Source organism: Streptomyces fungicidicus (assembly GCF_003665435.1).
Taxonomy (GTDB): domain Bacteria; phylum Actinomycetota; class Actinomycetes; order Streptomycetales; family Streptomycetaceae; genus Streptomyces; species Streptomyces fungicidicus.
Window position 1 is genome coordinate 2,111,277 of sequence record NZ_CP023407.1, and the last position, 21,864, is coordinate 2,133,140.

Consider the following 21,864-nt stretch of genomic DNA (forward strand, 5'->3'; position numbering starts at 1 on the left):
GGCCAGGGCGGGCACATACGGTGACGCCCCGCCTGTGACCTGGGTCAGAGGCGGGGCGCGGGGAAGATCGACGCGGGTGCGAATCCCCCGAACGGGGGCACGCGGACAGTCCTAGACGCGGACGCCGAACATGAACGGGCCGCCGATGGTGTTCATCGACTCGTAGCGCACGACGGTGCCGGTGCGCGGCGCGTGGATGATCTGGCCGTTGCCCGCGTAAAGACCCACGTGGTGCAGGTCGTTGAAGAAGAAGACCAGGTCGCCGACCTTGAGCTGGCTCACCGAGTAGATCTTGGTGCCGGCGCCGGTCTGCGCCTCGGAGGTCCGCGGGATGCCGACGCCCGCCTGCGCGTACGCCCAGGAGGTCAGGCCCGAGCAGTCGAAGGAGGACGGGCCGGTGGCACCGTAGACGTAGGGGGTGCCGAGCTTGCTCTGCGCGGCGGCGAAGGCGGCGGCGGCGCGGCCGGAACCGGCCGGGACGTTGACGTTGAGCGCGTCACGCTCGCTGGCGCGGGTGGCGCGGCTCTCCTCCTGGGCGAGCTGGGCCTTCTCGGCGGCGGTGAGGCTGTTGAGCAGCTTCTGCGCGGAGGCGAGCTTGCCCTGGACTTCCTGCTTCTTCTTGCCCAGTTCGGTGCGGGTGGCGGAGAGGTCCTTGAGCTTCTCGGACGCCTCGGAGCGCTGCTGGGCGAGTTCGCGCTGCTTCTCCTGGATCTTCTTCAGCGAGTCGACCTGCTGGGTGCTCAGCTGGTCCAGGGTGGACGCCTTGTCGAGGTAGTCGTCCGGGTCGGCCGAGAGGAAGAGCTGGACGGAGGGGTCTATGCCGCCGCTGCGGTACTGGGCGCTGGCCATCGAACCGAGGCCGTCGCGCAGCTCGTTGAGCTCCTGCTGGCCCTTGGCGACGTTGTCCTGGATGGTGGAGATCTCCTTCTGGAGCTTCTCCTGCTTCTCCTTGGCCCCGTTGTACTTCTCGGTGGCCTGCTCCGCCTGCTCGTAGAGCTTGTCGACCTTGGCCTTGACCTCGTCCTTGCTCGGCTTCTCGCTCGGCGCGGCGTTGGCCGCCTGAGAGCTCATGACGACGGCAGCGGCGGCAGCGGTGGTGAGCACGGTCACGCGTGCGCGGCTCGGCTGCTTGGGACGACGGTGGGACGCCACGGAGACGAGCTCCTTCTCGAGAGTGATCGCGCGAGCGCGGGTTCGAAGGCTGACCATAGTGATTCTCTTGTGATCAGTTCAAATCCCTGGACACGAAATCTCCGTTACAGCGGGTTTATTGGGTCACAACTCACCTGCAGTGACGCATCCTTGACGCTACGTTGCGTGACGGTTCCGTCAATTCGGGCATAGCTGCCGTACGTTGCACGAGGGACGGATGCGAATGAGGTGTCAGGTAAGCCTTTTGAGGAGCACCGCCGAGGCGACCGGGCGGGCGCCGGCCCGTGCGACGCCGTCGGCGACCTCGCGGTCGGTGGAGGCGACGATGACGGGCCGCCCCGGCGGCTCGGCGCGCACCAGCTGACGGATCAGCTCGTCGGCGGTGACGCCCGGCTTGGAGAACAGCACCCGCACCCCGCGCGGCGGCGCCAGCAGCACCGGCGCGGCGAGTTCGGCGCCGTCGAAGACGCAGGTCACCTCGGCGCCGGTCTGGGCGGCGAGCTGGGCGAGCTGCCCCAGCAGCCTGAGCCGCTGCTTCTCCAGGGGCATCTGGGGATAGCCGGTCTTGGTGACGTTGTAGCCGTCGACGACCAGATGGGCCTGCGGCAGCGCCAGCAACTGGTCGAGGATGGCCGGGTCGTGCTCGGACAGCGCGCGGGCCGCGATGTCCTTCGGGGTCATACGGCCGGGCTCGACGGCGTCCACGGTCTCGGCGGGCCGGACGGACACCGGGGGCAGCGCCAGCTCCCGGCGGAGTCCCTGGGCGGCGTCCAGCACGGTGTCCAGCAGCAGCCGGACCCGCATGTCCTCCACGCTGCGGCCCTCCCGGGCGGCCCGGCGCGCGGCCTCCAGAGCGGCCTCGGTCTCCCCCAGGCGGGCCTTGAGCCGGCGGGTCTCGCTCTCGGCGGCGGAGACCTGGGCGTGCCCCTCGGCGCGCACGGACTCCATCTCGCCGCGCAGCTTGCGCAGCGCTGCCTCGCCGCGCTTGACGTCGCTGAGCGCGGAGCGCAGCTTGCGGTGCAGCGACTCGGACTCCTTCTTCGCCGCTTCCAGCTCGCCGCGCAGCCGCTCGGTCTCGGACCTGGTGTGCTCGCGGGCCCGGTCGAGGTCGGCGCGCAGCCGCTCCAGCTCGGCCCGGCTCTCCTCGCCGGCCCGCTCGGCGTCGGCGCGCTGCGCCTCCTCGCCGGCGGCGGTCACCAGCTTCACCCAGCCCGGCGGGCGGAGCACATAGGCCGCGGCCGCCACGTCGAGCGGGTCCGCGGCCGGGGGCGGGGAGCCGGAGTCCAGGGCGCCGGCCAGTTCCGGCTGGGCCTCTCTCAGCTTCTCCCCGATGCGCTGCCGGAACACCGGGTCGGTCTCCAGGGCCGCGGCCATGGCGTTGCCGGCGAACTTGGCGCGGCGGTTCGGGGCGAAGCGCGCGTACTGCCGCAGCTGGGCGGGCAGCTCGGCGACCGTGAGACCGCCGAAGCCGTCGGCGACGATCTGGACGACGCGGCGGCGCACTCCGTCGGGCAGCGGGCGGTCGAGCACCTCGGCGGCGCCTTCCTGCGGCCCCCCGCCCGTGGTCTCCACCATCCGTCACACCCCAATGCCTGTGGGCGGCCCCGTACGCGGGGTCACCGTCCGCGGGGCCTGCTCCCGCTCAGGAGCCGGCACCCGGCCTGTCCACGAGTTCCACCTGGTCCACGGCGTTGCACCAGCGGCACCGCACCGACTCGATCGTCTCACCGAGCACCTCGCGCTCCTCGACCCTGGGCTCTCCGGCCAGGTCGAGGTGGACGTACTCGACGACCTTCGACGAGCGGGTCACGTCGAAGCGGGTGAGGTTGCCGCAGAGGGTGCAGCGCCACCGCGTCGAGGCGGTCGGCAGTGGAACCGTCATCGTGGCTGTTCGCCTTCCTTCCAGTGTCCGTGACGCACCGGCTCCGCGGTGCGTGTGGCTCGTAACCCTACGGCCTGGCGGGTCTCCGTCGCCCGCCCGTCCACGGCGGCGAGGCGGTCTGCGCTGTTGCGTCCGGTTACGTCATGCTCTGTATTCATGATCCGCAAGTGGTACGCGCCGGCCGCCGGGACGGTCCGGGGCACCTCCGCGCCGGTGACCCGCACCCTCGTCGCACTGTGCTGCCTGGCCTTCCTCATCGGCCCGGCGGCGGGGCTCAACCCGGCGTACGGCTCCGGGGACGAACTCCTCGCCGCGCAGCGGGACTACTTCCGGCGCTGGGGCGTGATCCCCGCAGACCTGTTCGAAGGGTCCCCCGGAGGGCTGCTCACCCCCGCCACGGCGCTGTTCGTGCACGGCAGCTGGGTGCATCTGCTCGGCAACATGCTCTTCCTCCACGTCTTCGGGGCGATGACCGAGGCGCGGATGGGACGGGCCCGGTTCACCCTCTGCTACGCCGGCTGCGGCTGTCTCGCGCTGCTGGGGTACGCCGCCGCCAACGCGGGCTCCGAGCGGGCCCTGGTCGGCGCCTCCGGGGCGATCTCGGCGGTGCTCGGCGCGTTCCTGTTCCTGTTCCCCCGGGCCCGGGTGACCAGCCTCCTGCCGTTCCTGTTCTTCCTGCCCGTGCGCCTGCCGGCGTGGGTGGTGCTGCCGTTCTGGGCGGCGCTGCAGTGGGCGGCGGCGGGGCAGGCCGCCGAGGGACCGGGGGTGGCGTACCTGGCGCACCTGATCGGGTTCGGGCTGGGCTTCGGCTACGCGTGGGTGCGTTTCGGCAGGGCGACTACAGTGAAGGCCACCCCTGCTCCGGCCCCCGAGGGAGAGAACCAGCCGTGATCACCGCGATCGTCCTCATCAAGACCAGCGTGGACCGGATCCCCGAGATCGCGGAGCGGATCGCCGCGCTGGACAGTGTCAGCGAGGTGTTCTCCGTGACCGGCACCTACGACCTGATCGCCATGGTGCGGGTCCGTGACCACGAGGACCTCGCCGAGGTCATTCCCGGCCGGATCAGCAAGATCCCCGGCGTGGAGGGCACCGACACGCACGTGGCGTTCCGCACCTACTCCCAGCACGACCTCGAGGCGGCCTTCGCCATCGGTCTGGACAGCTGAGGCTCCCCGCTCCTCACGCGCCGGAAGGGCTGGACCCGGCCCTCCCGCCGTGCCGCACCAGTTCGCGCACCGCGCGCACGAACCGCTCGACGTGCTCGTCCGGCGTACCCGCCCCGAAGCTGACGCGGACGGCGCCGGAGGACTCCGGCGCACCGCACCCGCCCTCCGCCCGGGCGTCGCCGAGCAGCCCGCTCACCAGCGGGTGCGCGCAGAACAGCCCGTCCCGCACGCCGATGCCGTACTCGGCGGACAGCGCCGCGGCGAAGCGGGAGCCGGTCCAGCCCTCCACGACGAAGGAGAGCACGCCGACGCGCGGGGCGTCGTCCCCGAACAGCGACAGGAACCGCACCTCGGGAACGTCCGCGAGCCCCTCGCGGACCGTGCGGATCAGCCGCTGCTCACGCGCGGCCAGCGCCTCGAAGCCGGCCTCGGTGAGCGCCTTGCAGGCGGAGGCGATGGCGTGGGCGCCGATGACGTTGGGCGAGCCGGCCTCGTGGCGGGCGGCGCCCTCCTGCCACTCCACGTCCACTCCCCCGTCGGCCCGCCGGGTGACCTTGCGGCTGGCGCCGCCGCCGGCGAGGTAGGGCTCGGCCCGCCGCAGCCAGTCGGCGCGCCCGGCCAGCACCCCGGAGCCGAACGGGGCGTACAGCTTGTGCCCGGAGAAGGCCACCCAGTCGACGTCCAGCTCTCGCAGGCTCACCGCGTGGTGCGGGGCGAGCTGCGCGGCGTCAAGGACGATCCGGGCGCCGTGCGCGTGCGCGACGGCGGCCAGTTCCCCTACCGGCCACAGTTCGCCGGTGACGTTGGAGGCGCCGGTGACGCAGACCAGGGCGGGGCCGTGCGGGTCGCGTCCGGCGAGGGCGCGCTCCAGGGACTCCACCGCCTGCCGGGGGCTGCTCGGGGCGTCGAGGAAGGTGACGCGCGAACCCCGCCAGGGCAGCAGGGCGGCATGGTGCTCGGTCTCGAAGACGAACACCTCGCAGCCGTCGGGGAGCGCCGTGGCGAGCAGGTTGAGGGAGTCGGTGGTGGACCGGGTGAACACCACCTGGTCCCCGTCGCGGCAGTCGAGAAACCCGGCGACCGTCCGGCGGGCGTTCTCGAACAGGTCGGTGGAGAGCTGCGAGAGGTATCCGGCGCCCCGGTGCACGCTGCCGTAGTAGGGGGCGTACGCGGCCACGTCGTCCCACACCCGCTGGAGGGCCGGGGCGCTGGCGGCGTAGTCGAGGGCGGCGTAGGCGACCTCGCCCCCGGCGGCGACGGGGACGGTGACGTCCCGGCCCAGCACGGGCAGCGGGGCGCACACGGACCGGTCGGCGGCGGGGACGGCGGAGAGGGCGGAGACGGGCATGGCGGAACTCCCGGTGAGGCAGGCGGAATCCCCGCGCGAGCGGACGACGCTCCAGCGCGGAGTGAAAAGGGAAAGGGGATACGCAGAGGCGGGGCTCGGCGGCCCTAACGCATTCGCTTGCTCATGGAAGGCTCCTCGACGACCAGGACCCCTGGTGTGCGAGGGGTCCGCGCTTGCCGTGAGCCCTGCTGCCCACGGCCTGGTCTTCACCCGGGGCACCCCGCCACGGACGGAGGGTTGCCGGACAGCCGGCCGGGGCCTGATGGCTGTCACTCATGACCTGGAAGGAACGTACGTGAACTGATCGATGTCCCGCAACCCGTGTCCGGATCACGGGACATCGGTCCCGGGGAAAGCCGCCGCTAGGCGTTGCTGACGGTCACCCAGCGCTCCAGGAGCCGCTTGGCGGCCCCCGAGTCGATCGACTCGGCCGCCTTCGCCATCCCGGCGCCGAGCTGCTCCGTGAGGGTGCCGGAGCCGGGCTCCAGGGCCACCAGCGCGGCCGCCGAGTTCAGCAGCACCGCGTCCCGCACCGGTCCCCGCTCGCCGTCGAGGAGCCGGCGGGCGACCTCGGCGTTGTAGGAGGCGTCGGCGCCGCGCAGGGCCTCCACGGGCACCAGCTCGATGCCGACGTCGCGCGGGTCGAAGGTCTGCTCGTCGACCTTGCCGTCGCGGACCACCCACACCCGGGAGGTGGCGGTGGTCGTCAGCTCGTCCAGGCCGTCGTCGCCGCGGAACACCAGCGAGGAGTGACCGCGCCCGGCGAAGACGCCGGCGATGATCGGGGCCATCCGGGCGTCGGCCACCCCGATGGCCTGCGACCGCACCTTGGCCGGATTGGTCAGCGGGCCCAGGAAGTTGAAGACCGTCCGCACCCCGAGCTGCCCACGGGCCGCCGCGACATGACGCAGCGCCGGGTGGAACTTCACCGCGAAGCAGAAGGTGATCCCGGCCTCCTCGGCGACCTCGGCCACCCGCCGCGGCGTCAGCTGCAGATTGACGCCGAGCTTCTCCAGCACGTCGGAGGCGCCGGACGCGGAGGACGCGGCCCGGTTGCCGTGCTTGACGACCTTCACCCCGGTGCCGGCCACCACGATCGAGGACATCGTGGAGATGTTCACCGTCCTGGCGCCGTCGCCGCCGGTGCCGACGATGTCGACCGTCGCGCCCGGCACCTCGATCACGTTGGCGTGGTCGTACATCGCGCGCACGCAGCCGGTGATCTCCTCGACCGTCTCGCCCTTGGCCCGCAGGGAGACGGCGAACCCGGCGATCTGCGCGTCGGTCGCCTCCCCGCGCATGATCAGGTCCATCGCCCAGGCGGTGTCGTCCGCGGACAGGTCCCGGCCGTCCAGCAGTCCGTTCAGCAGGGCGGGCCAGGAGCGGCCCGCCGCGGTGTCGCCTCCAGCGGGGGTCACAGCGCTCATGGCCGCTCCTGAGGGGTGTAGAAGGATCTCGGGAGCCAGCAGGCTCCCGGCCTCCACCTTAACCAGCTCCGGGGACCCCGAAGGGCCCCCGTCCGCAGAACGGACGGGGGCCCTTCGGTGTCGTGTGGCGACTGGGGTGAGGCGCTGAAGGTGATCAGTGGTGGCCGTGGCCGCTCGTGATCTCCTTGTACTCCTCGACGGTCGGCTTCGGAATCTGCGCGTCCTCGCCGTAGTAGCCCTTGCTCAGCTTGGCGCGGAGCTTCTCGGTCGCCGGGACCTTGCGCCGGACGCCGTTCTCGTCGACCGTCGGGCCGATCTCGACCGGCGCGTACTGCTCGTGCGCGGTGAGGGTGTGCAGCTGCTCCTGGCTGAGCGGCTCGTGGACCTCGATGAACTCACCGTGCGGCAGGCGCTTGATGATGCCCGACTCGCGGCCGTGCAGCACCTTGTCCTTGTCCCGGCGCTGCAGGCCGAGGCAGATCCGCTTGGTGACGATGAACGCCACGACCGGAGCGACGAAGAACGCGATCCGCACGAACCAGGTGATGGCGTTGATCGACAGGTGGAAGTGGGTGGCCCACAGGTCGTTTCCACCACCGACCAGGAGCACGAAGTACCACGTGATCCACGCGACGCCGAAGGCGGTGCGGGTCGGGGCGTTGCGCGGGCGGTCCAGGATGTGGTGCTCGCGCTTGTCGCCGGTGACCCAGGACTCGATGAACGGGTACACCGCGATGGCCGCCAGGACCAGCGGGAAGATCACCAGCGGGATGAACACGCCCAGGACGAGCGTGTGACCCCAGAAGTTGATCTCCCAGCCCGGCATGACACGGATCAGGCCCTCGGAGAAGCCCATGTACCAGTCGGGCTGGGCGCCCGTGGAGACCATGTCCGGCCGGTAGGGGCCGATGGCCCAGATCGGGTTGATCGTGGCGATCGCCGAGACGGCCGCGAGCACACCGAAGACCAGGAAGAAGAAGCCTCCGGCCTTGGCCATGTACACCGGCAGCAGCGGCATGCCGACGACGTTGTTGTTGGTCTTGCCGGGGCCCGCGAACTGCGTGTGCTTGTGGTAGAAGACCAGGATCAGGTGCGCCACCACGAGGCCGAGCATGATGCCCGGCAACAGCAGGACGTGGATCGAGAAGAACCTGGCCACGAAGTCGTCGCCGGGGAACTCGCCGCCGAACAGGAAGAACGAGATGTACGTGCCGACGATCGGCACGGACAGGATCGCGCCCTCCATGAAGCGGATACCGGTGCCGGAGAGCAGGTCGTCCGGGAGCGAGTAGCCGGTGAAACCGGTGAACATGCCCAGGACGAACAGCAGGAAGCCGAACAGCCAGTTGATCTCACGCGGCTTGCGGAACGCGCCGGTGAAGAACACGCGCATCATGTGCACGAACATGCCGGCCAGGAAGACCAGCGCCGCCCAGTGGTGGATCTGACGGATCAGCAGACCGCCGCGGACGTCGAAGCTGATGTCCAGCGTCGACTTGTAGGCCTCACTCATCAGCTGGCCCTGCAGCGGGACGTAGCTGCCGTGGTACTCCACCTCGTTCATCGACGGGTGGAAGAACAGCGTCAGGTACACACCCGTGAGGATGATGATGAGGAAGCTGTAGAGGCAGATCTCACCCAGCATGAACGACCAGTGGTCGGGGAAGATCTTCCGCATGTTGGCCTTGGCCAGGGAGTAGATCCCCAGCCGGCCGTCCGCCCAGTCGGCGACGCGTTCGCCGGCCGGAGCCTTCCCGCGCGAGCGGGACTCGGGGGTCGTCGTAGTACTCATCCGCGCTCCCAGAAGGCAGGACCGACGGGCTCGTCGAAGTCGCCGAGCGCTTCGAGATAGCCCTCATCGTTCACGCCGATGCGCAGCTGCGGCAGGGCGTGACCGGCGGGACCGAAGATCACCCGGGCACCGTCGGCGAGGTCGAAGGTGGACTGGTGACAGGGGCACAGCGCGTGGTGCGTCTGCTGCTCGTACAGGGAGATCGGGCAACCGACATGGGTGCAGATCTTCGAGTACGCGAGGATCCCCTCGTGCGACCACTCCAGCGACTGCTTGTCCTTGATGTTGTCCGGCTGGATGCGGACCAGCATCAGGGCGGCCTTGGCGATCTCGGTCTGGAAGCCGTGGTCGTGCTCCTCCAGGCCCTCGGGCTTGGCGAAGGTCAGCGAGCCCACGATGATGTCGGACGGCCGCATCGGCTCGTTCGTGTTCATGTTGACGAGCAGCTTGCCCTTGGACCACAGGGTGTGGCGCAGCTTGGTCCCGGGCAGCGGCCCGAGGTCGCGCAGCAGCACCACGCCGGAGAGCGGGAACAGGGCGAGCGCGCCGAACATCGTGTTGCGGATCAGCTTGCGCCGGCCGAGCACCGACTCCTTGGCGCCCTGGCGGAAGTCGTCCATCACCTTCGCCCGGACCTCGGGGGAGGCCTCGATCGGGTGACGCTCGTCGGCGAGCTCCTGGTCCGACATCAGCGTGCGGGCCCAGTGGACCGCGCCGGCGCCGATGGCGAACAGGGCGACACCGAGGGTCATGCCGAGCGCGAAGTTCAGCGCGCCGATGTGACCGAGCGGGAAGATGTAGACCGACTTGTCGACCGGGATCGTCACGTAGGAGGCGATGAAGCCGACGGTGGCCAGCATCGACAGCGTGAACAGCAGGGCGACCGTACGCTCGGACCGCTTGGCGGCCCGCTCGTCGATGTCCTGGATCCGGTGCTCGTGGGGCGGCAGCCCCGGGTCGGCGAACGGGTTCTTCTCGTCCGCCAGCTTCACCGAGCCGGTGGTGTCCTGCGTCACGGGCAGGTTCTCTTCGGGAATGTCTTGGCTACTCATGACTTCTTGGCCTTTGCGGTCCGAGCGGCGACCCAGACGGCGACCGCGATCAGCGCGCCCAGTCCGAAGACCCACGCGAACAGACCCTCGGAGACCGGGCCGAGTCCGCCGAGCGTCAGGCCGCCGGGGCTCTCGGTCTCTTCGCCGTTGACCGCGTCGAGGTACGCGATGATGTCCTTCTTGTTCTGCTCCGACAGCGTGCTGTCGGGGAAGGAGGGCATGTTCTGCGGGCCGGTGAGCATGGCCTCGTAGATGTGCTTCGGCGAGACGCCGTCGAGGCTCGGGGCGTACTTGCCGTGCGTGAGCGCACCGCCCTTGCCGGTGAAGTTGTGGCACTGCGCGCAGTTGTTGCGGAACAGTTCGCCGCCCTTGGCGGCGTCGGCGCCCTGGGGGCCGTACTGCTCGGCGGTGGGAACGGCCGGGCCGGCGCCCAGGGAGGCGATGTACGCCGCCAGCTGGTCGATCTCGGCCTGGGTGTAGATGGCCTTCTTGCGCGGGATCTGCGCGCCCTGCGAGGTGGCGGCCGGCATACGGCCGGTGCTCACCTGGAAGTCGACGGCTGCGGCGCCCACGCCCACCAGGGACGGGCCGTCGGAGGTGCCCTGACCGCCGGTGCCGTGGCAGCTGGCGCAGCCGACCGAGTAGAGCTTCTTGCCCTCCTCGATGGTGAGGGACTGGGCGGTTTCGTCGGCCTGCGCCTTGTCCGCGGGTGCGAACACGGCGTACAGCCCCCCGGTGCATGCCAGCGCGAGGAGTAGGACGACGAGCGCCGCCAGCGGATGGCGTCGTCGTGCGGAGAGCTTTTTCACGGATTACCCCGGTGTCAGGATCTTCTGCGTCGATGCATCTGGTTGGTGCGCTCGGAAGAGCGCGCGCGGATGTGGGCCCGGCTACTTGATCATGTAGATCGTGGCGAAGAGGCCGATCCAGACGACATCGACGAAGTGCCAGTAGTAGGACACGACGATGGCCGCTGTCGCCTGCTCGTGGGTGAACCTCCGCGCCGCGTAGGTCCGGCCCAGGACCAGCAGGAAGGCGATGAGACCGCCTGTCACGTGCAGGCCGTGGAAACCGGTGGTCAGGTAGAACACCGAGCCGTACGGGTCGGAGGAGAGGGACAGGCCCTCGTGCTTGACCAGCTCGGTGTACTCGAAGACCTGACCGCCGATGAACACCGCGCCCATGATGAAGGTGACGATGAACCACATCCGGAGCTTCTTCACGTCACCGCGCTCGGCGGCGAAGACGCCGAGCTGGCAGGTGAGCGAGGAGAGCACCAGGATCGTGGTGTTCGTCGCCGAGAACGGGAAGTTCAGCAGGTCGGCCTTCTCCGACCAGAAGTCGGGTCCGGTCACCGATCGCAGGGTGAAGTACATCGCGAAGAGGGCCGCGAAGAACATCAGCTCGGAACTCAGCCAGATGATGGTTCCGACGCTGGTGAGGTTCGGTCGGTTGACCGACGGGTGCGCGTGCCCGGTATCTACTGTCGTTGCTGTCGCCACGCCGACATTATGTCGGTCGCTTATCCCGCCCTCACTCCCGGGGGTGCCGTTCGGTGTGTTCGCCCCTCCTGGACTGCCCGGATGGCCCACTGAACGCCCTTTCGAAGCCGTGTCCGAACCGGTGTTGACGAGCGGTCCGAGGGGGTAGCATCCGCGCCATCGGTACCCGAAGTTCCCGACAGAGCCGTGCCCTCTCTCTTACGCGTGGAGGAACAATGCAGGCGACCGCCACGGTGCTGGTCTACAGCGACGACGCCAACACCCGGGAGCAGGTGCGGCTCGCCACCGGGCGGCGGCCGGCGCCGGACGTGCCCGTCGTGGAGTTCGTGGAGTGCGCGACCCCGGCGGCCGTGCTGACGGAGCTGGACCGGGGCGGCATCGACGTGTGCGTGCTGGACGGCGAGGCCGTGCCGATGGGCGGTATGGGGCTGTGCCGGCAGATCAAGGACGAGGTCTTCAACTGTCCTCCGGTGCTGCTGCTGATCGGGCGGCCGCAGGACGCCTGGCTGGCGACGTGGAGCCGCGCGGAGTCGGCGGTGACGCTGCCGGTGGAGCCGGTCGAGTTCGCCGCCGCGCTGGCGTCCCTGCTGCGCCGGAAGGCGCTGCAGGGCGCGTCGTAGGCCGCCGGCCCGGCGCCTCACGTGCTCTGCGGCCGCAGGCGGGCCTGTTCCGCCTGCCCCGTGGCCTTGCCGGGGGTCAGGGCGCTGCCGGCCTGCCACTTGGCCCAGTCCAGGTTCCAGTCGCCGTAGCCGTTGCCGAAGGTCTCCATCGTGTCGCCGGCCGAGTTCTCGACCGTGACGACGTCGCCCTCGCGGACGGTGTCGAAGAACCACTCGGCGTTGTCGGTGCTCATGCCGACGCAGCCGTGGCTGACGTTGGCGTAGCCCTGGGAGCCGACGGACCAGGGGGCGGCGTGCACGTACTCGCCGCTCCAGGTCACCCGGGTCGCGAAGTGCACGTCCAGGTCGTACGACTCGGACGACCCCTCGGCGATGCCGACGGTGGTGCTGCGCATACGTACGAAGCGTTCCTTGGCGAGGACGACCTTGACTCCGTTGCGGGTCTCGAAGCCGGGTTTGCCGGTGGTGACGGGGATCTGCTTGATCTCCTCGTCGTTCTTGTAGACCGTCAGCTGGTGCGTGGCGGCGTCGGTGACCGCTATCACCCGGTCGCCGGTACGGATCGTCAGCGGCTTGGTCCTGCCGCCGCGCAGGCGGTCGTTGACCTTGAGGCCCTCCAGGGTGCTGCGCATGCTGATGGTGGCGTGCGCGGGCCAGTAGTCCTGCGGGCGGAAGTGCAGTTTCTTGTCGTCCACCCAGTGCCAGGAGCCGGACACGGCGGGCGTGGACTCGACCTTCAGGGCGCGCTCCACGACGGCCCGCTGGGCGAGGTCCTTGACGGGGTCGCTGAGTTCGGCCGTGAGGGGCTGGCCGACGCCGTACGTGCCGGCCTTGGGCCCGAAGGTGACGGCAAGGCGCTTGGTCGTGGTCGGTTTGCCGGTGGAGAAGGTGAGGACCTTCCGGCCGGGCGCCCCGTCCTCGTCCTCCGTGCTCACACGGACCGTGTACTGGGCCTCGGCGGCCAGCGGGGAGGTGCTATGCCAACGGCTGCCGTCGGCGGCCAGTTCGCCCGCCACACGGCGCCCTGAGGCGTCCGCGACGGTGACGTCGGTGATGCGTCCGTCGGAGTCCTCCGCGACGATCTCCAGGGGCTCGTCGGGGTCGACCTGCTTGCCCTCTTCGACGGATCCGCTGAAGGAGATCTGGTCCGTGGCGTCGTACGGCTCGGAGGCGAGCGGACTGCCGTCGGAGGAACAGCCGGTGACACCGGCTCCGAGGGCGGCCACCAGCAGCGTGCAGCCGACGACACGGCTCCCGGCGCGGACGCCGCGAGGGGACTCTGTGTGTCTCATGACCTCACGCTAGGAACCCGGACCGTCCCCGGCTCACTGGACGGCCCGAACGGGTGAGGCGACGGCGAAGGGGCCCGGACACTCCTGGTGGAGTGTCCGGGCCCCTTCCGGGCACCGCTGTCGCTTACTGGGTGCGGTTCTCACCGCGGTAGTACTCGAAGACCCAGCCCCAGAGGCCGACCAGGAGCAGGGGCGCCGAGAAGTACAGCAGCCACCAGCCGATCGCCACGCCCATGAAGGCCAGGGCACCGCCCACGGCCAGGGCGAGCGGCTGCCAGCTGTGTGGGCTGAAGAACCCGACCTCGCCGGCGTCGTCGGCGACGTCCGCCTCCTTGTTGTCCTGCGCGCCGACGTCCACCCGCTTGGCCGTGAAGCCCAGGTAGAAGCCGATCATGATGGACAGGCCGAAGGCCAGGAAGAGGGCGGTGGTGCCGGCCGGCTCCTTCGACCACACGCCGTAGACGACCGCTACGGCGAGGAGGAAGACGGCCAGCCACATGAACATCTTGCCCTGGATCTTCACTTGCCGGCCTCCTTGCTCCCGGCGAGGGCCTTCTCGCCGTGACCGGCGTTCTCGAGCTGGTCGAGCGCGGCGATCTCCGGGTGGTGCAGGTCGAACGCCGGGGATTCACTGCGGATCCGCGGCAGGGTGATGAAGTTGTGCCGCGGGGGCGGGCAGGAGGTCGCCCACTCCAGGGAGCGGCCGTAGCCCCACGGGTCGTCGACGCCGACCGGCTTGCCGTACTTGGCGGTCTTCCAGACGTTGTAGACGAACGGCAGGATCGACAGGCCGAGCAGGAACGAGGCGATCGTCGACACCGTGTTCAGGGCGGTGAAGCCGTCGGCCGCGAGGTAGTCCGCGTAGCGGCGCGGCATGCCCTCGGCGCCCAGCCAGTGCTGGACCAGGAAGGTGCCGTGGAAGCCGATGAACAGCGTCCAGAAGGTGATCTTGCCGAGCCGCTCGTCGAGCATCTTGCCGGTGAACTTCGGCCACCAGAAGTGGAAGCCGGAGAACATCGCGAACACCACGGTGCCGAACACCACGTAGTGGAAGTGCGCCACCACGAAGTACGAGTCGGAGACGTGGAAGTCCAGCGGCGGCGAGGCCAGGATGACGCCGGTCAGACCACCGAAGGTGAAGGTGATCAGGAAGCCGGTCGCCCACAGCATCGGCGTCTCGAAGGACAGACTGCCCTTCCACATCGTGCCGATCCAGTTGAAGAACTTCACACCGGTCGGCACAGCGATCAGGAAGGTCATGAAGGAGAAGAACGGCAGCAGCACCCCGCCCGTGACGTACATGTGGTGCGCCCACACCGTCACCGACAGACCCGCGATCGCGATCGTCGCGCCGATCAGACCCATGTAGCCGAACATCGGCTTGCGGGAGAAGACCGGGATGACCTCACTGATGATGCCGAAGAACGGCAGCGCGATGATGTACACCTCTGGATGCCCGAAGAACCAGAACAGGTGCTGCCAGAGCAGCGCACCGCCGTTGGCCGAATCGAACACGTGCGCACCGAACTTGCGGTCCGCCTCCAGCGCGAACAGCGCCGCCGCCAGCACCGGGAAGGCCAGCAGGACCAGCACACCGGTCAGCAGCACGTTCCAGGTGAAGATCGGCATCCGGAACATCGTCATGCCGGGCGCGCGCATGCAGATGATCGTGGTGATGAAGTTGACCGAGCCGAGGATCGTGCCGAAGCCGGAGAAGGCCAGACCCATGATCCACATGTCGGCGCCGATGCCCGGCGAGCGGACCGCGTCCGACAGCGGCGAGTAGGCGAACCAGCCGAAGTCGGCCGCCCCGTCCGGGGTGAGGAAGCCGGCCACCGCGATCAGCGAGCCGAACAGGTACAGCCAGTAGGCGAACATGTTCAGCCGCGGGAACGCCACGTCGGGCGCGCCGATCTGCAGCGGCATGATCCAGTTCGCGAACCCGGCGAACAGCGGCGTCGCGAACATCAGCAGCATGATCGTGCCGTGCATCGTGAACGCCTGGTTGAACTGCTCGTTCGACATGAGCTGCAGACCCGGCCGGGCCAGCTCGGCGCGCATGACCAGCGCCATCACGCCACCGATGACGAAGAACGCGAACGACGTCACCAGATACAGCGTGCCGATCGTCTTGTGGTCCGTGGTCGTCAGCCACTTCACGACGACGTTACCGGGACTCTTGCGCCGCACCGGCAGCTCGTTCTCGTACGAGGCCTCAGCTGCCGCGGCACCCTGGGATTCGTTGAGGATGCTCACAGGTTGTTCGTCTCCCGGTTCTTCTCGTGGCTCGTCTGCGCGATGCCGGCGGGAACGTAACCGGTCTGCCCCTTCTTCGCGAGGTCCTTGAGGTGCTGCTCGTAGCGCTCGGGGGAGACGACCTTCACGTTGAACAGCATCCGGGAGTGGTCGACGCCGCAGAGCTCGGCGCACTTGCCCAGGAAGGTGCCCTCACGGTTGGGGGTCACCTCGAAGGCGTTGGTGTGGCCCGGGATGACGTCCTGCTTCATCAGGAACGGGACCACCCAGAAGGAGTGGATGACATCACGCGAGGTCAGCACGAAGCGGACCCGCTTGCCCTCGGGCAGCCACAGGGTGGGGCCCGGGTTGTTGGTCTGCGGGTTCCGGGTACCGGGGGTACCGCAGTCGTAGACACCGCCGGCGTCGGCCGGGAAGGCGTCCTTGTAGCGGTCCGGAATCGCCTCGAGGTCCTTGGACGTCTTGGCGTCGCCCGTCGAACCGTCCACGTTCTCGACGTAGTTGAAGCACCAGCTCCACTGGAAGCCGACCACGTTGACCGTGACGTCGGGCTTGTCGAGCTTCATCAGCTCGGACTCGTCGCGGGCCGTGAAGTAGAAGAACACCGAGACGATGATGAGCGGAACCACCGTGTACAGCGCCTCGATGGGCATGTTGTACCGGGTCTGCGGAGGTACCTCCACCTTGGTGCGGCTGCGCCGGTGGAAGAATGCACTCCACAGGATCAGGCCCCACACCAGCACGCCGACGGCGAGCGCGGCAGCCCAGGACCCCTGCCACAGGGAGAGGATCCGCGGAGCCTCTTCCGTGGTGGGGGTGGGCATACCAAGGCGGGGGAAGTCCTCCCATGTGCAACCGGTGGCGGTCGCCAGGACCAGGCCCGCGGTCATTGCCTGCAGCAGCTTCCGCCGCATCGGGCGCCGCGGCGAGCGGTCGGAGCCGTTGGGACTCACGTAGCGCCTTCCCGAGAGTCTCGCCCGCGCTGATTGGCTGCGGCCTGCCTTCTCGCTGGTCGGTCGCCGCCCTGCGTCGGGCAGGGGTTTGGATGTTTATGCGGACCAAACCCTAGCCGACGCCTTCCGGGGGTTCGCGGGGAGGGGTACCTAGTGGGTGGGGTGGTTCGCTGGTTTGGCGGGTGCGGGTGGTTCGCGGGGTCGCCGGGGCCCCGTGGCGGAGCCGCACCTCACGGCGGCCGCGCGGCCCTTGGGAGCCGCGGCACGCCTTAACGTTGCCGTGTGGCCTACTTCGACGCTGCTTCCGGTGCACCCCTCCATCCCGTCGCCCGTCAGGCGTTGACGGCGTCGCTCGACGAGGGCTGGGCGGATCCCGCGCGGCTCCACCGGGAGGGACGCCGCGCCCGGATGCTGCTGGACGCGGCGCGGGAGGCCGCCGCGGAGACGGTGGGGTGCCGGGCGGACGAGCTGGTGTTCACCTCCTCCGGTACCGCGGCGGTTCACTCCGGGATCGCGGGGGCGCTGGCCGGGAGGCGGCGCGCCGGGCGTCACCTGATCGTGTCCTCGGTCGAACACTCTTCCGTCCTCCATGCGGCGGAAGTTCACCGGGCGGGTGGAGGGTCCGTCACCGAGGTCGCGGTGGAGCGAACGGGGTCGGTGGACCCGTCGGCCTTCGCCGGGGAGCTGCGGCCGGACACCGCGCTGGCCTGTCTCCAGTCGGCCAACCACGAGGTCGGGACCGTGCAGCCGGTGGCCCGGGTGGCCGAGGCGTGCCGGGCGGCGGGGGTGCCGCTGCTGGTGGACGCGGCCCAGTCGCTCGGCTGGGGGCCGGTGGAGGGCGACTGGTCGCTGCTGACCGCGAGCGCGCACAAGTGGGGCGGCCCGCCGGGGGCGGGGCTGCTCGTCGTCCGCAAGGGGACGCGGTTCGCACCCCAGGGGCCCCGGGACGAAAGGGAGTCGGGGCGGGCGGCCGGCTTCGAGAACCTGCCGGCCATCGTCGCGGCGGCGGCTTCCCTGCGGGCCGTACGGGCGGAGGCGGCCGGGGAGGCGGTACGGCTGCGGGAACTGACGGAGCGGATCCGGGCGCGGGTGCCGGGGCTGGTGCCGGACGTGGAGGTGGTCGGGGATCAGGAGCGGCGGCTGCCCGGGATCGTCACCTTCTCCTGTCTCTATGTCGACGGGGAGACACTGCTGCACGAGCTGGACCGGGCGGGCTTCTCGGTGTCGTCCGGCTCGTCCTGCACGAGCAGCACGCTGACGCCGAGCCATGTGCTGCGGGCGATGGGTGTGCTCAGCGAGGGCAACATCCGCGTCTCGCTGCCGCCGGGCACGCGGGAGGAGGACGTGGAGCGCTTCCTGTCCGTCCTGCCGGAGGCGGTGGCGGGGGTGCGGGAGAAGCTGGGCGCGCCGGTGTCCTCCTCCCCCGCCCCGGCGCGCGAGGAGGACGAGACCCTGGTGGTGGACGCGCTGGGCCGGCGCTGCCCGATCCCGGTCATCGAACTGGCCAAGGCCATCGGACACGTACCGGTCGGCGCCACGATCCGCGTCCTCTCCGACGACGAGGCGGCCCGCCTGGACATCCCGGCCTGGTGCGAGATGCGAAACCAGCAGTACCTGGGCGAGGAACCGACCCCCACCGGAACGGCCTACCTGATCCGCCGCACCACCTGACCACCTTCCGGCAGCGCGGCTTCCTCAGGGGCGCGGGGAACTGCGCATCTTTCCCAGGGCCGCCGGACCTGCGCATCCTCAGGGGCGCGGGGAACTGCGCATCTTTTCCCGAGGGCCGCCGGACCTGCGCATCCCCAGGGGCGCGGGGAACTGCGCATCTTTTCCCGAGGGCCGCCGGACCTGCGCATCCCCAGGGGCGCGGGGAACTGCGCATCTTTCCCAGGGGCGCGGGGAACTGCGCGAACAGCCCCCACACCCCGCTCGCGCTCAGCCCAGGTGCCCCCGGACCTCCTCCGCCGCCTCGTCCCCGTACGCCTTCATGAACCGCTCCATGAAGTGCCCGCGCAGCAACTGGTACTCCTGCGTCCCCACCGTCTCGATGACGAGAGTCGCCAGCATGCACCCGATCTGCGCCGCCCGCTCCAGCGAGACCCCCCACGCGAGCCCCGACAGGAACCCCGCCCGGAAGGCGTCGCCGACGCCCGTCGGGTCGACCTTGCGCTCCTCGTCCGGGCAGCCGACCTCGATCGGGTCCTGGCCGGCCCGCTCGATGCGCACGCCCCGCGCGCCGAGCGTGGTGACCCGGTGGCCGACCCGGTCGAGGATCTCCGCGTCGCTCCAGCCGGTCTTCGTCTCGATGAGCCCCTTCTCGTACTCGTTGGAGAAGAGGTACGTCGCCCCGTCCAGCAGTATCCGGATCTCCTCGCCGTTCATCCGGGCGATCTGCTGGGAGAAGTCCGCGGCGAACGGGATGCCCCGGGTGCGGCACTCCTCGGTGTGCCGGAGCATGCCCTCGGGGTCGTCGGCGCCGATGGAGACCAGGTCGAGGCCGCCCACGCGGTCGGCGACGGTCTTCAGCTCGATCAGCCGGGCCTCGCTCATCGCGCCCGTGTAGAAGGAGCCGATCTGGTTGTGGTCCTCGTCCGTGGTGCACACGAAGCGGGCGGTGTGCAGGGTGTCGGAGATCCGGACGGATTCGGTGTCGACGCCGTGCCGGTCCAGCCACGCCCGGTACTCGTCGAAGTCGAAGCCCGCGGCTCCGACCAGGATCGGACGGGTGCCGAGCTGGCCCATTCCGAAGGCGATGTTCGCGCCCACGCCGCCCCGGCGCACGTCGAGGTTGTCGACCAGGAAGGAGAGCGAGACGGTGTGCAGCTGGTCCGCGACGAACTGGTCGGCGAAGCGCCCGGGGAAGGTCATGAGGTGGTCGGTGGCGATGGAGCCGGTGACTGCGATGCGCACGGCGTGGATTCTCCTGAGGGAGGCGGCTTGACACTTCACGCTACCGGGTCGCGGCGGCCCGTAGAAGCGGCCAAAACTACCCGATAGTAGATCTTTCTTCATGACCTTCGATGTGCATACGGTGCGAACATGACGAACTTCCAGCCGGTTTTGCATGTTCCGGCCGACCTCGACGGCGACCTGGCGTCGCTGCGCGGCGACTGCGCCCGGATGGTCCCCCACTGGGCCGCCCCCGACCGGGTGGCCGCCCGTCCGGTCTCCCCGTCCCTGATCCACGGCGTGACCGTGCCGCCGGCGTCCGCGCGGCTGCTGGACGCCATGTCGGAGTACGGCGACTGAGCCCGCCGCCGGCCGGACCGGCGCCCCGGGGAACCGCGCGCTCCCCCGCTGCGTCCCATCGCTGTCCCCCGTAAAGGGGATGCGGGATACGACCCACGAGCAGTCCCGGCCCGGCCGGGAAGGGTCCTTCCGGGACAGCTGCGCAGCCGAAGGAGCGATGCGGTGAACACCGAGCGACCCGACAACGACGACGCCGACGAGCGCCCTGCTTCCGGCAGCACGCGCGAGACCGGGGGCGCCTCGGGCGGCGACGGTGGGCCGGCCCCCGAGGAGCGGCCGAAGCGGCGGCCCTCTCCCCTGCTGATCGCGTCCGTCGCCGCCGCGGTCCTGCTGGCCGGGGGCGGCGGCGCCTACCTGGCCACCAGCGCCTCCGGCGGTTCCGGGGGCGGTACGGCTCCGGGTGCCAACGGCGACGCCACTCCCCCGCCGCTGGCCCTCGACGGTTACTCCGAGGACGCCCCGAACGGGATCGCGCCCGGCGAGCCCAACCCGTACGGCGCCGTCTACCGCGCCGACGGCCCGCTCCCTGACGGCCCCGGTTCGTCGCCGGTGTACCGCGTCCGGGGCCAGGTCACCGAGGACCGGGTGGTCGCGCTGGCGAAGGCCCTCGGGCTCGAGGGCAAGCCGGTCGACGAGGGCGCGTCCTGGCGGATCGGCGGCAAGGACGGCACAGGGCCCACGCTGCGGGTGGACCGGGAGGCTCCGGGCGCCTGGACGTACGGCAGGAACAACCCGGGCACGGACAACTGCAAGGGCACCTCGTGCAGGGTCCCGCCCGTCGGCGCCGACCCGGAGGTGAGCGAGGCCGCCGCGAAGAAGGCCGCCGCGCCCGTGCTGAAGGCGGTGGGCCAGGACGACGCGAAGCTCGACGCGAGCCAGTCCATGGGCACCGGACGGGCGGTGAACGCCGACCCGGAGGTCGGCGGGCTGCCGACGTACGGCTGGACCACGGGCGTGGTCGTCAACGCCAAGGGCGAGGTGATCGGCGGCAGCGGCATGCTCGCACAGCCCGTGAAGGGCGACACGTACCCCGTGGTGAGTGCCCGGAAGGCGCTGGACCAGATGAACGCGGCGCCGGACGCCGCGCCGGGCTCGGGTATCGGCGGCTGCGCCAGTCCCGTGCCGCTGGACGAGGAGCAGGGGGACGCCTCCTGCGGGACACCGGGCGGTTCGCCCCGGCAGGACACCCTCACGGTCGAGAAGGCGGTGTTCGGACTGGCGGCGCACTCCGTGGACGGCCGGCCGGCGCTGGTGCCGTCCTGGCTGTTCGAGGTGGTGCCGGCGAACGCGCGGGGCACGCTCACCGTGACCCGTCCGGCGGTGGACCCGCGGTACATCGGGTCCGGTTCGCCCTCCGGCCAGGCCAGCCCCGCACCCTCCGGACCCGGAGACGAGCCCACCGCGGCGCCGTCCGCCCGCGAGGTGACCGTCGAGAGCTACACCGCCGAGGGCGACGAGGTGACCGTGACCTTCTCGGGCGGCGTCTGCGCCGACTACAGGGTGACGGCGAGCGAGAAGGGCGACGAGGTGACCGTGCGGGTGACCGAGACGCCCTGGCCGGACAAGGTGTGCATCCTGATCGCCAAGGAGTACCAGCAGACGGTGCGGCTGGACGCGCCGCTCGGCGACCGCACGGTCGTGGGCAAGGACGGCGATCCGGTGCCGCTGCGCAAGGACGGCGCCCGGCTGCCGGCGCCGCCGACCCGGTAGACGCGTCCGGAGAACGCTGAAGGCGGCGGCCCCTTCCTGTCGGAGGGGCCGCCGCCTTCGGGCTTCGCGGTGCCGGGCGGGAAGACCCGGCTCAGCTGAAGGAGTCGCCGCAGGCGCAGGAGCCGGTGGCGTTCGGGTTGTCGATCGTGAAGCCCTGCTTCTCGATCGTGTCGACGAAGTCGATGGTGGCGCCGCCCAGGTAAGGGGCGCTCATGCGGTCGGTGACGACCTTCACGCCGTCGAAGTCCTTCTGCACGTCGCCGTCGAGCGAGCGCTCGTCGAAGAAGAGCTGGTAGCGCAGGCCGGAGCAGCCGCCGGGCTGGACGGCGACACGCAGGGCGAGGTCGTCACGGCCTTCCTGGTCGAGCAGGGCCCTGACCTTGGACGCGGCGGCGTCGGTCAGGACGATGCCGTCGGTGACGGTGGTGGTCTCGTCCGATACGGACATCTACATCTC

At 70.4% G+C, this 21,864-nt stretch carries 21 protein-coding genes and 1 riboswitch; of the genes, 6 read left to right on the forward strand and 15 right to left on the reverse strand.

Translation table 11 applies throughout. The features are described from left to right. Positions 1 to 111 precede the first annotated feature (111 nt). From CNQ36_RS09595 to CNQ36_RS09605, 3 genes are all read right to left on the reverse strand, one after another. A complete protein-coding gene (locus tag CNQ36_RS09595; RefSeq protein WP_004932144.1) occupies positions 112 to 1,152 on the reverse strand; it encodes a C40 family peptidase in 1,041 nt (346 codons plus the stop codon). A gap of 231 nt (positions 1,153 to 1,383) precedes the next feature. Then, entirely contained in the window at positions 1,384 to 2,727 is a 1,344-nt protein-coding gene (locus CNQ36_RS09600; RefSeq protein WP_121545672.1) for an NYN domain-containing protein, read from the reverse strand. A gap of 67 nt (positions 2,728 to 2,794) precedes the next feature. Beyond that, on the reverse strand, positions 2,795 to 3,034 hold the full coding sequence (locus tag CNQ36_RS09605) for a hypothetical protein (protein ID WP_004932140.1): 240 nt from the start codon (positions 3,032 to 3,034) through the stop codon (positions 2,795 to 2,797). Between the two features lie 156 nt (positions 3,035 to 3,190). Here CNQ36_RS09605 and CNQ36_RS09610 point away from each other — a divergent pair, with 156 nt between their 5' ends. Next, positions 3,191 to 3,925 carry a rhomboid family intramembrane serine protease gene (locus CNQ36_RS09610; protein WP_121545673.1) on the forward strand — a complete coding sequence of 245 codons (735 nt, stop codon included), beginning with the start codon at positions 3,191 to 3,193 and terminating at the stop codon, positions 3,923 to 3,925. After that, positions 3,922 to 4,203 carry an Lrp/AsnC family transcriptional regulator gene (locus tag CNQ36_RS09615; protein WP_004932133.1) on the forward strand — a complete coding sequence of 94 codons (282 nt, stop codon included), beginning with the start codon at positions 3,922 to 3,924 and terminating at the stop codon, positions 4,201 to 4,203. Before CNQ36_RS09610 ends, CNQ36_RS09615 begins: the two co-directional genes overlap by 4 nt. 13 nt (positions 4,204 to 4,216) lie before the next feature. Here the strand turns inward: CNQ36_RS09615 and CNQ36_RS09620 are convergent, their stop codons facing one another. The 6 genes from CNQ36_RS09620 to ctaE form a co-directional block, all read right to left on the reverse strand. Next, a complete protein-coding gene (locus CNQ36_RS09620) occupies positions 4,217 to 5,551 on the reverse strand; it encodes an aminotransferase class V-fold PLP-dependent enzyme (protein ID WP_121545674.1) in 1,335 nt (444 codons plus the stop codon). 164 nt (positions 5,552 to 5,715) lie between these two features. Then, positions 5,716 to 5,832, reverse strand: a riboswitch (SAM riboswitch). Positions 5,833 to 5,913: 81 nt separating this feature from the next. After that, positions 5,914 to 6,978: an anthranilate phosphoribosyltransferase gene (gene trpD, locus CNQ36_RS09625; RefSeq protein WP_121545675.1), complete on the reverse strand. Its 1,065-nt coding sequence runs from the start codon at positions 6,976 to 6,978 to the stop codon at positions 5,914 to 5,916. A gap of 154 nt (positions 6,979 to 7,132) precedes the next feature. After that, positions 7,133 to 8,770 carry a cytochrome bc1 complex cytochrome b subunit gene (qcrB, locus tag CNQ36_RS09630; RefSeq protein WP_004932125.1) on the reverse strand — a complete coding sequence of 546 codons (1,638 nt, stop codon included), beginning with the start codon at positions 8,768 to 8,770 and terminating at the stop codon, positions 7,133 to 7,135. Next, positions 8,767 to 9,822 (reverse strand): cytochrome bc1 complex Rieske iron-sulfur subunit, encoded by a 1,056-nt coding sequence (gene qcrA / locus CNQ36_RS09635; protein ID WP_004932122.1) that lies wholly within the window; start codon positions 9,820 to 9,822, stop codon positions 8,767 to 8,769. The genes qcrB and qcrA overlap by 4 nt, the downstream gene beginning before the upstream one ends. Then, positions 9,819 to 10,631, reverse strand: coding sequence for a cytochrome bc1 complex diheme cytochrome c subunit (gene qcrC, locus CNQ36_RS09640; RefSeq protein WP_004932119.1), 813 nt, complete (start codon positions 10,629 to 10,631; stop codon positions 9,819 to 9,821). The genes qcrA and qcrC overlap by 4 nt, the downstream gene beginning before the upstream one ends. 81 nt (positions 10,632 to 10,712) lie before the next feature. Beyond that, positions 10,713 to 11,324, reverse strand: coding sequence for an aa3-type cytochrome oxidase subunit III (ctaE, locus tag CNQ36_RS09645; protein WP_004932116.1), 612 nt, complete (start codon positions 11,322 to 11,324; stop codon positions 10,713 to 10,715). Positions 11,325 to 11,539: 215 nt separating this feature from the next. Between ctaE and CNQ36_RS09650 the strand changes: the two genes are divergently transcribed. Further along, positions 11,540 to 11,944, forward strand: a complete 405-nt coding sequence (locus tag CNQ36_RS09650; protein WP_004932113.1) for a response regulator — start codon at positions 11,540 to 11,542, stop codon at positions 11,942 to 11,944. Between the two features lie 17 nt (positions 11,945 to 11,961). Here CNQ36_RS09650 and CNQ36_RS09655 read toward each other — a convergent pair whose 3' ends face one another. From CNQ36_RS09655 to ctaC, 4 genes are all read right to left on the reverse strand, one after another. Beyond that, complete coding sequence (locus CNQ36_RS09655; protein ID WP_121545676.1) at positions 11,962 to 13,236, reverse strand: L,D-transpeptidase; 1,275 nt, start codon at positions 13,234 to 13,236, stop codon at positions 11,962 to 11,964. Between the two features lie 124 nt (positions 13,237 to 13,360). Continuing rightward, positions 13,361 to 13,759, reverse strand: a complete 399-nt coding sequence (locus CNQ36_RS09660) for a cytochrome c oxidase subunit 4 (protein WP_004932109.1) — start codon at positions 13,757 to 13,759, stop codon at positions 13,361 to 13,363. After that, on the reverse strand, positions 13,756 to 15,492 hold the full coding sequence (ctaD, locus tag CNQ36_RS09665; protein ID WP_121545677.1) for an aa3-type cytochrome oxidase subunit I: 1,737 nt from the start codon (positions 15,490 to 15,492) through the stop codon (positions 13,756 to 13,758). Before ctaD ends, CNQ36_RS09660 begins: the two co-directional genes overlap by 4 nt. Beyond that, positions 15,489 to 16,445 carry an aa3-type cytochrome oxidase subunit II gene (ctaC, locus tag CNQ36_RS09670; RefSeq protein WP_004932101.1) on the reverse strand — a complete coding sequence of 319 codons (957 nt, stop codon included), beginning with the start codon at positions 16,443 to 16,445 and terminating at the stop codon, positions 15,489 to 15,491. Before ctaC ends, ctaD begins: the two co-directional genes overlap by 4 nt. Before the next feature lie 282 nt (positions 16,446 to 16,727). On the opposite strand from ctaC, the gene CNQ36_RS09675 reads away from it, so the two are divergent. Next, complete coding sequence (locus tag CNQ36_RS09675) at positions 16,728 to 18,116, forward strand: cysteine desulfurase/sulfurtransferase TusA family protein (RefSeq protein ID WP_121545678.1); 1,389 nt, start codon at positions 16,728 to 16,730, stop codon at positions 18,114 to 18,116. 267 nt (positions 18,117 to 18,383) lie between these two features. Here CNQ36_RS09675 and CNQ36_RS09680 read toward each other — a convergent pair whose 3' ends face one another. Then, positions 18,384 to 19,358 carry a carbohydrate kinase family protein gene (locus tag CNQ36_RS09680; RefSeq protein WP_121545679.1) on the reverse strand — a complete coding sequence of 325 codons (975 nt, stop codon included), beginning with the start codon at positions 19,356 to 19,358 and terminating at the stop codon, positions 18,384 to 18,386. A 129-nt stretch (positions 19,359 to 19,487) separates the two neighbouring features. Between CNQ36_RS09680 and CNQ36_RS09685 the strand changes: the two genes are divergently transcribed. Next, positions 19,488 to 19,697 (forward strand): hypothetical protein, encoded by a 210-nt coding sequence (locus CNQ36_RS09685; RefSeq protein WP_004932094.1) that lies wholly within the window; start codon positions 19,488 to 19,490, stop codon positions 19,695 to 19,697. Positions 19,698 to 19,859: 162 nt separating this feature from the next. Further along, positions 19,860 to 21,407: a hypothetical protein gene (locus tag CNQ36_RS09690; protein ID WP_121545680.1), complete on the forward strand. Its 1,548-nt coding sequence runs from the start codon at positions 19,860 to 19,862 to the stop codon at positions 21,405 to 21,407. A 91-nt stretch (positions 21,408 to 21,498) separates the two neighbouring features. Here the strand turns inward: CNQ36_RS09690 and erpA are convergent, their stop codons facing one another. Beyond that, entirely contained in the window at positions 21,499 to 21,855 is a 357-nt protein-coding gene (erpA, locus tag CNQ36_RS09695) for an iron-sulfur cluster insertion protein ErpA (protein ID WP_004932090.1), read from the reverse strand. Between the last annotated feature and the right edge of the window lie 9 nt (positions 21,856 to 21,864).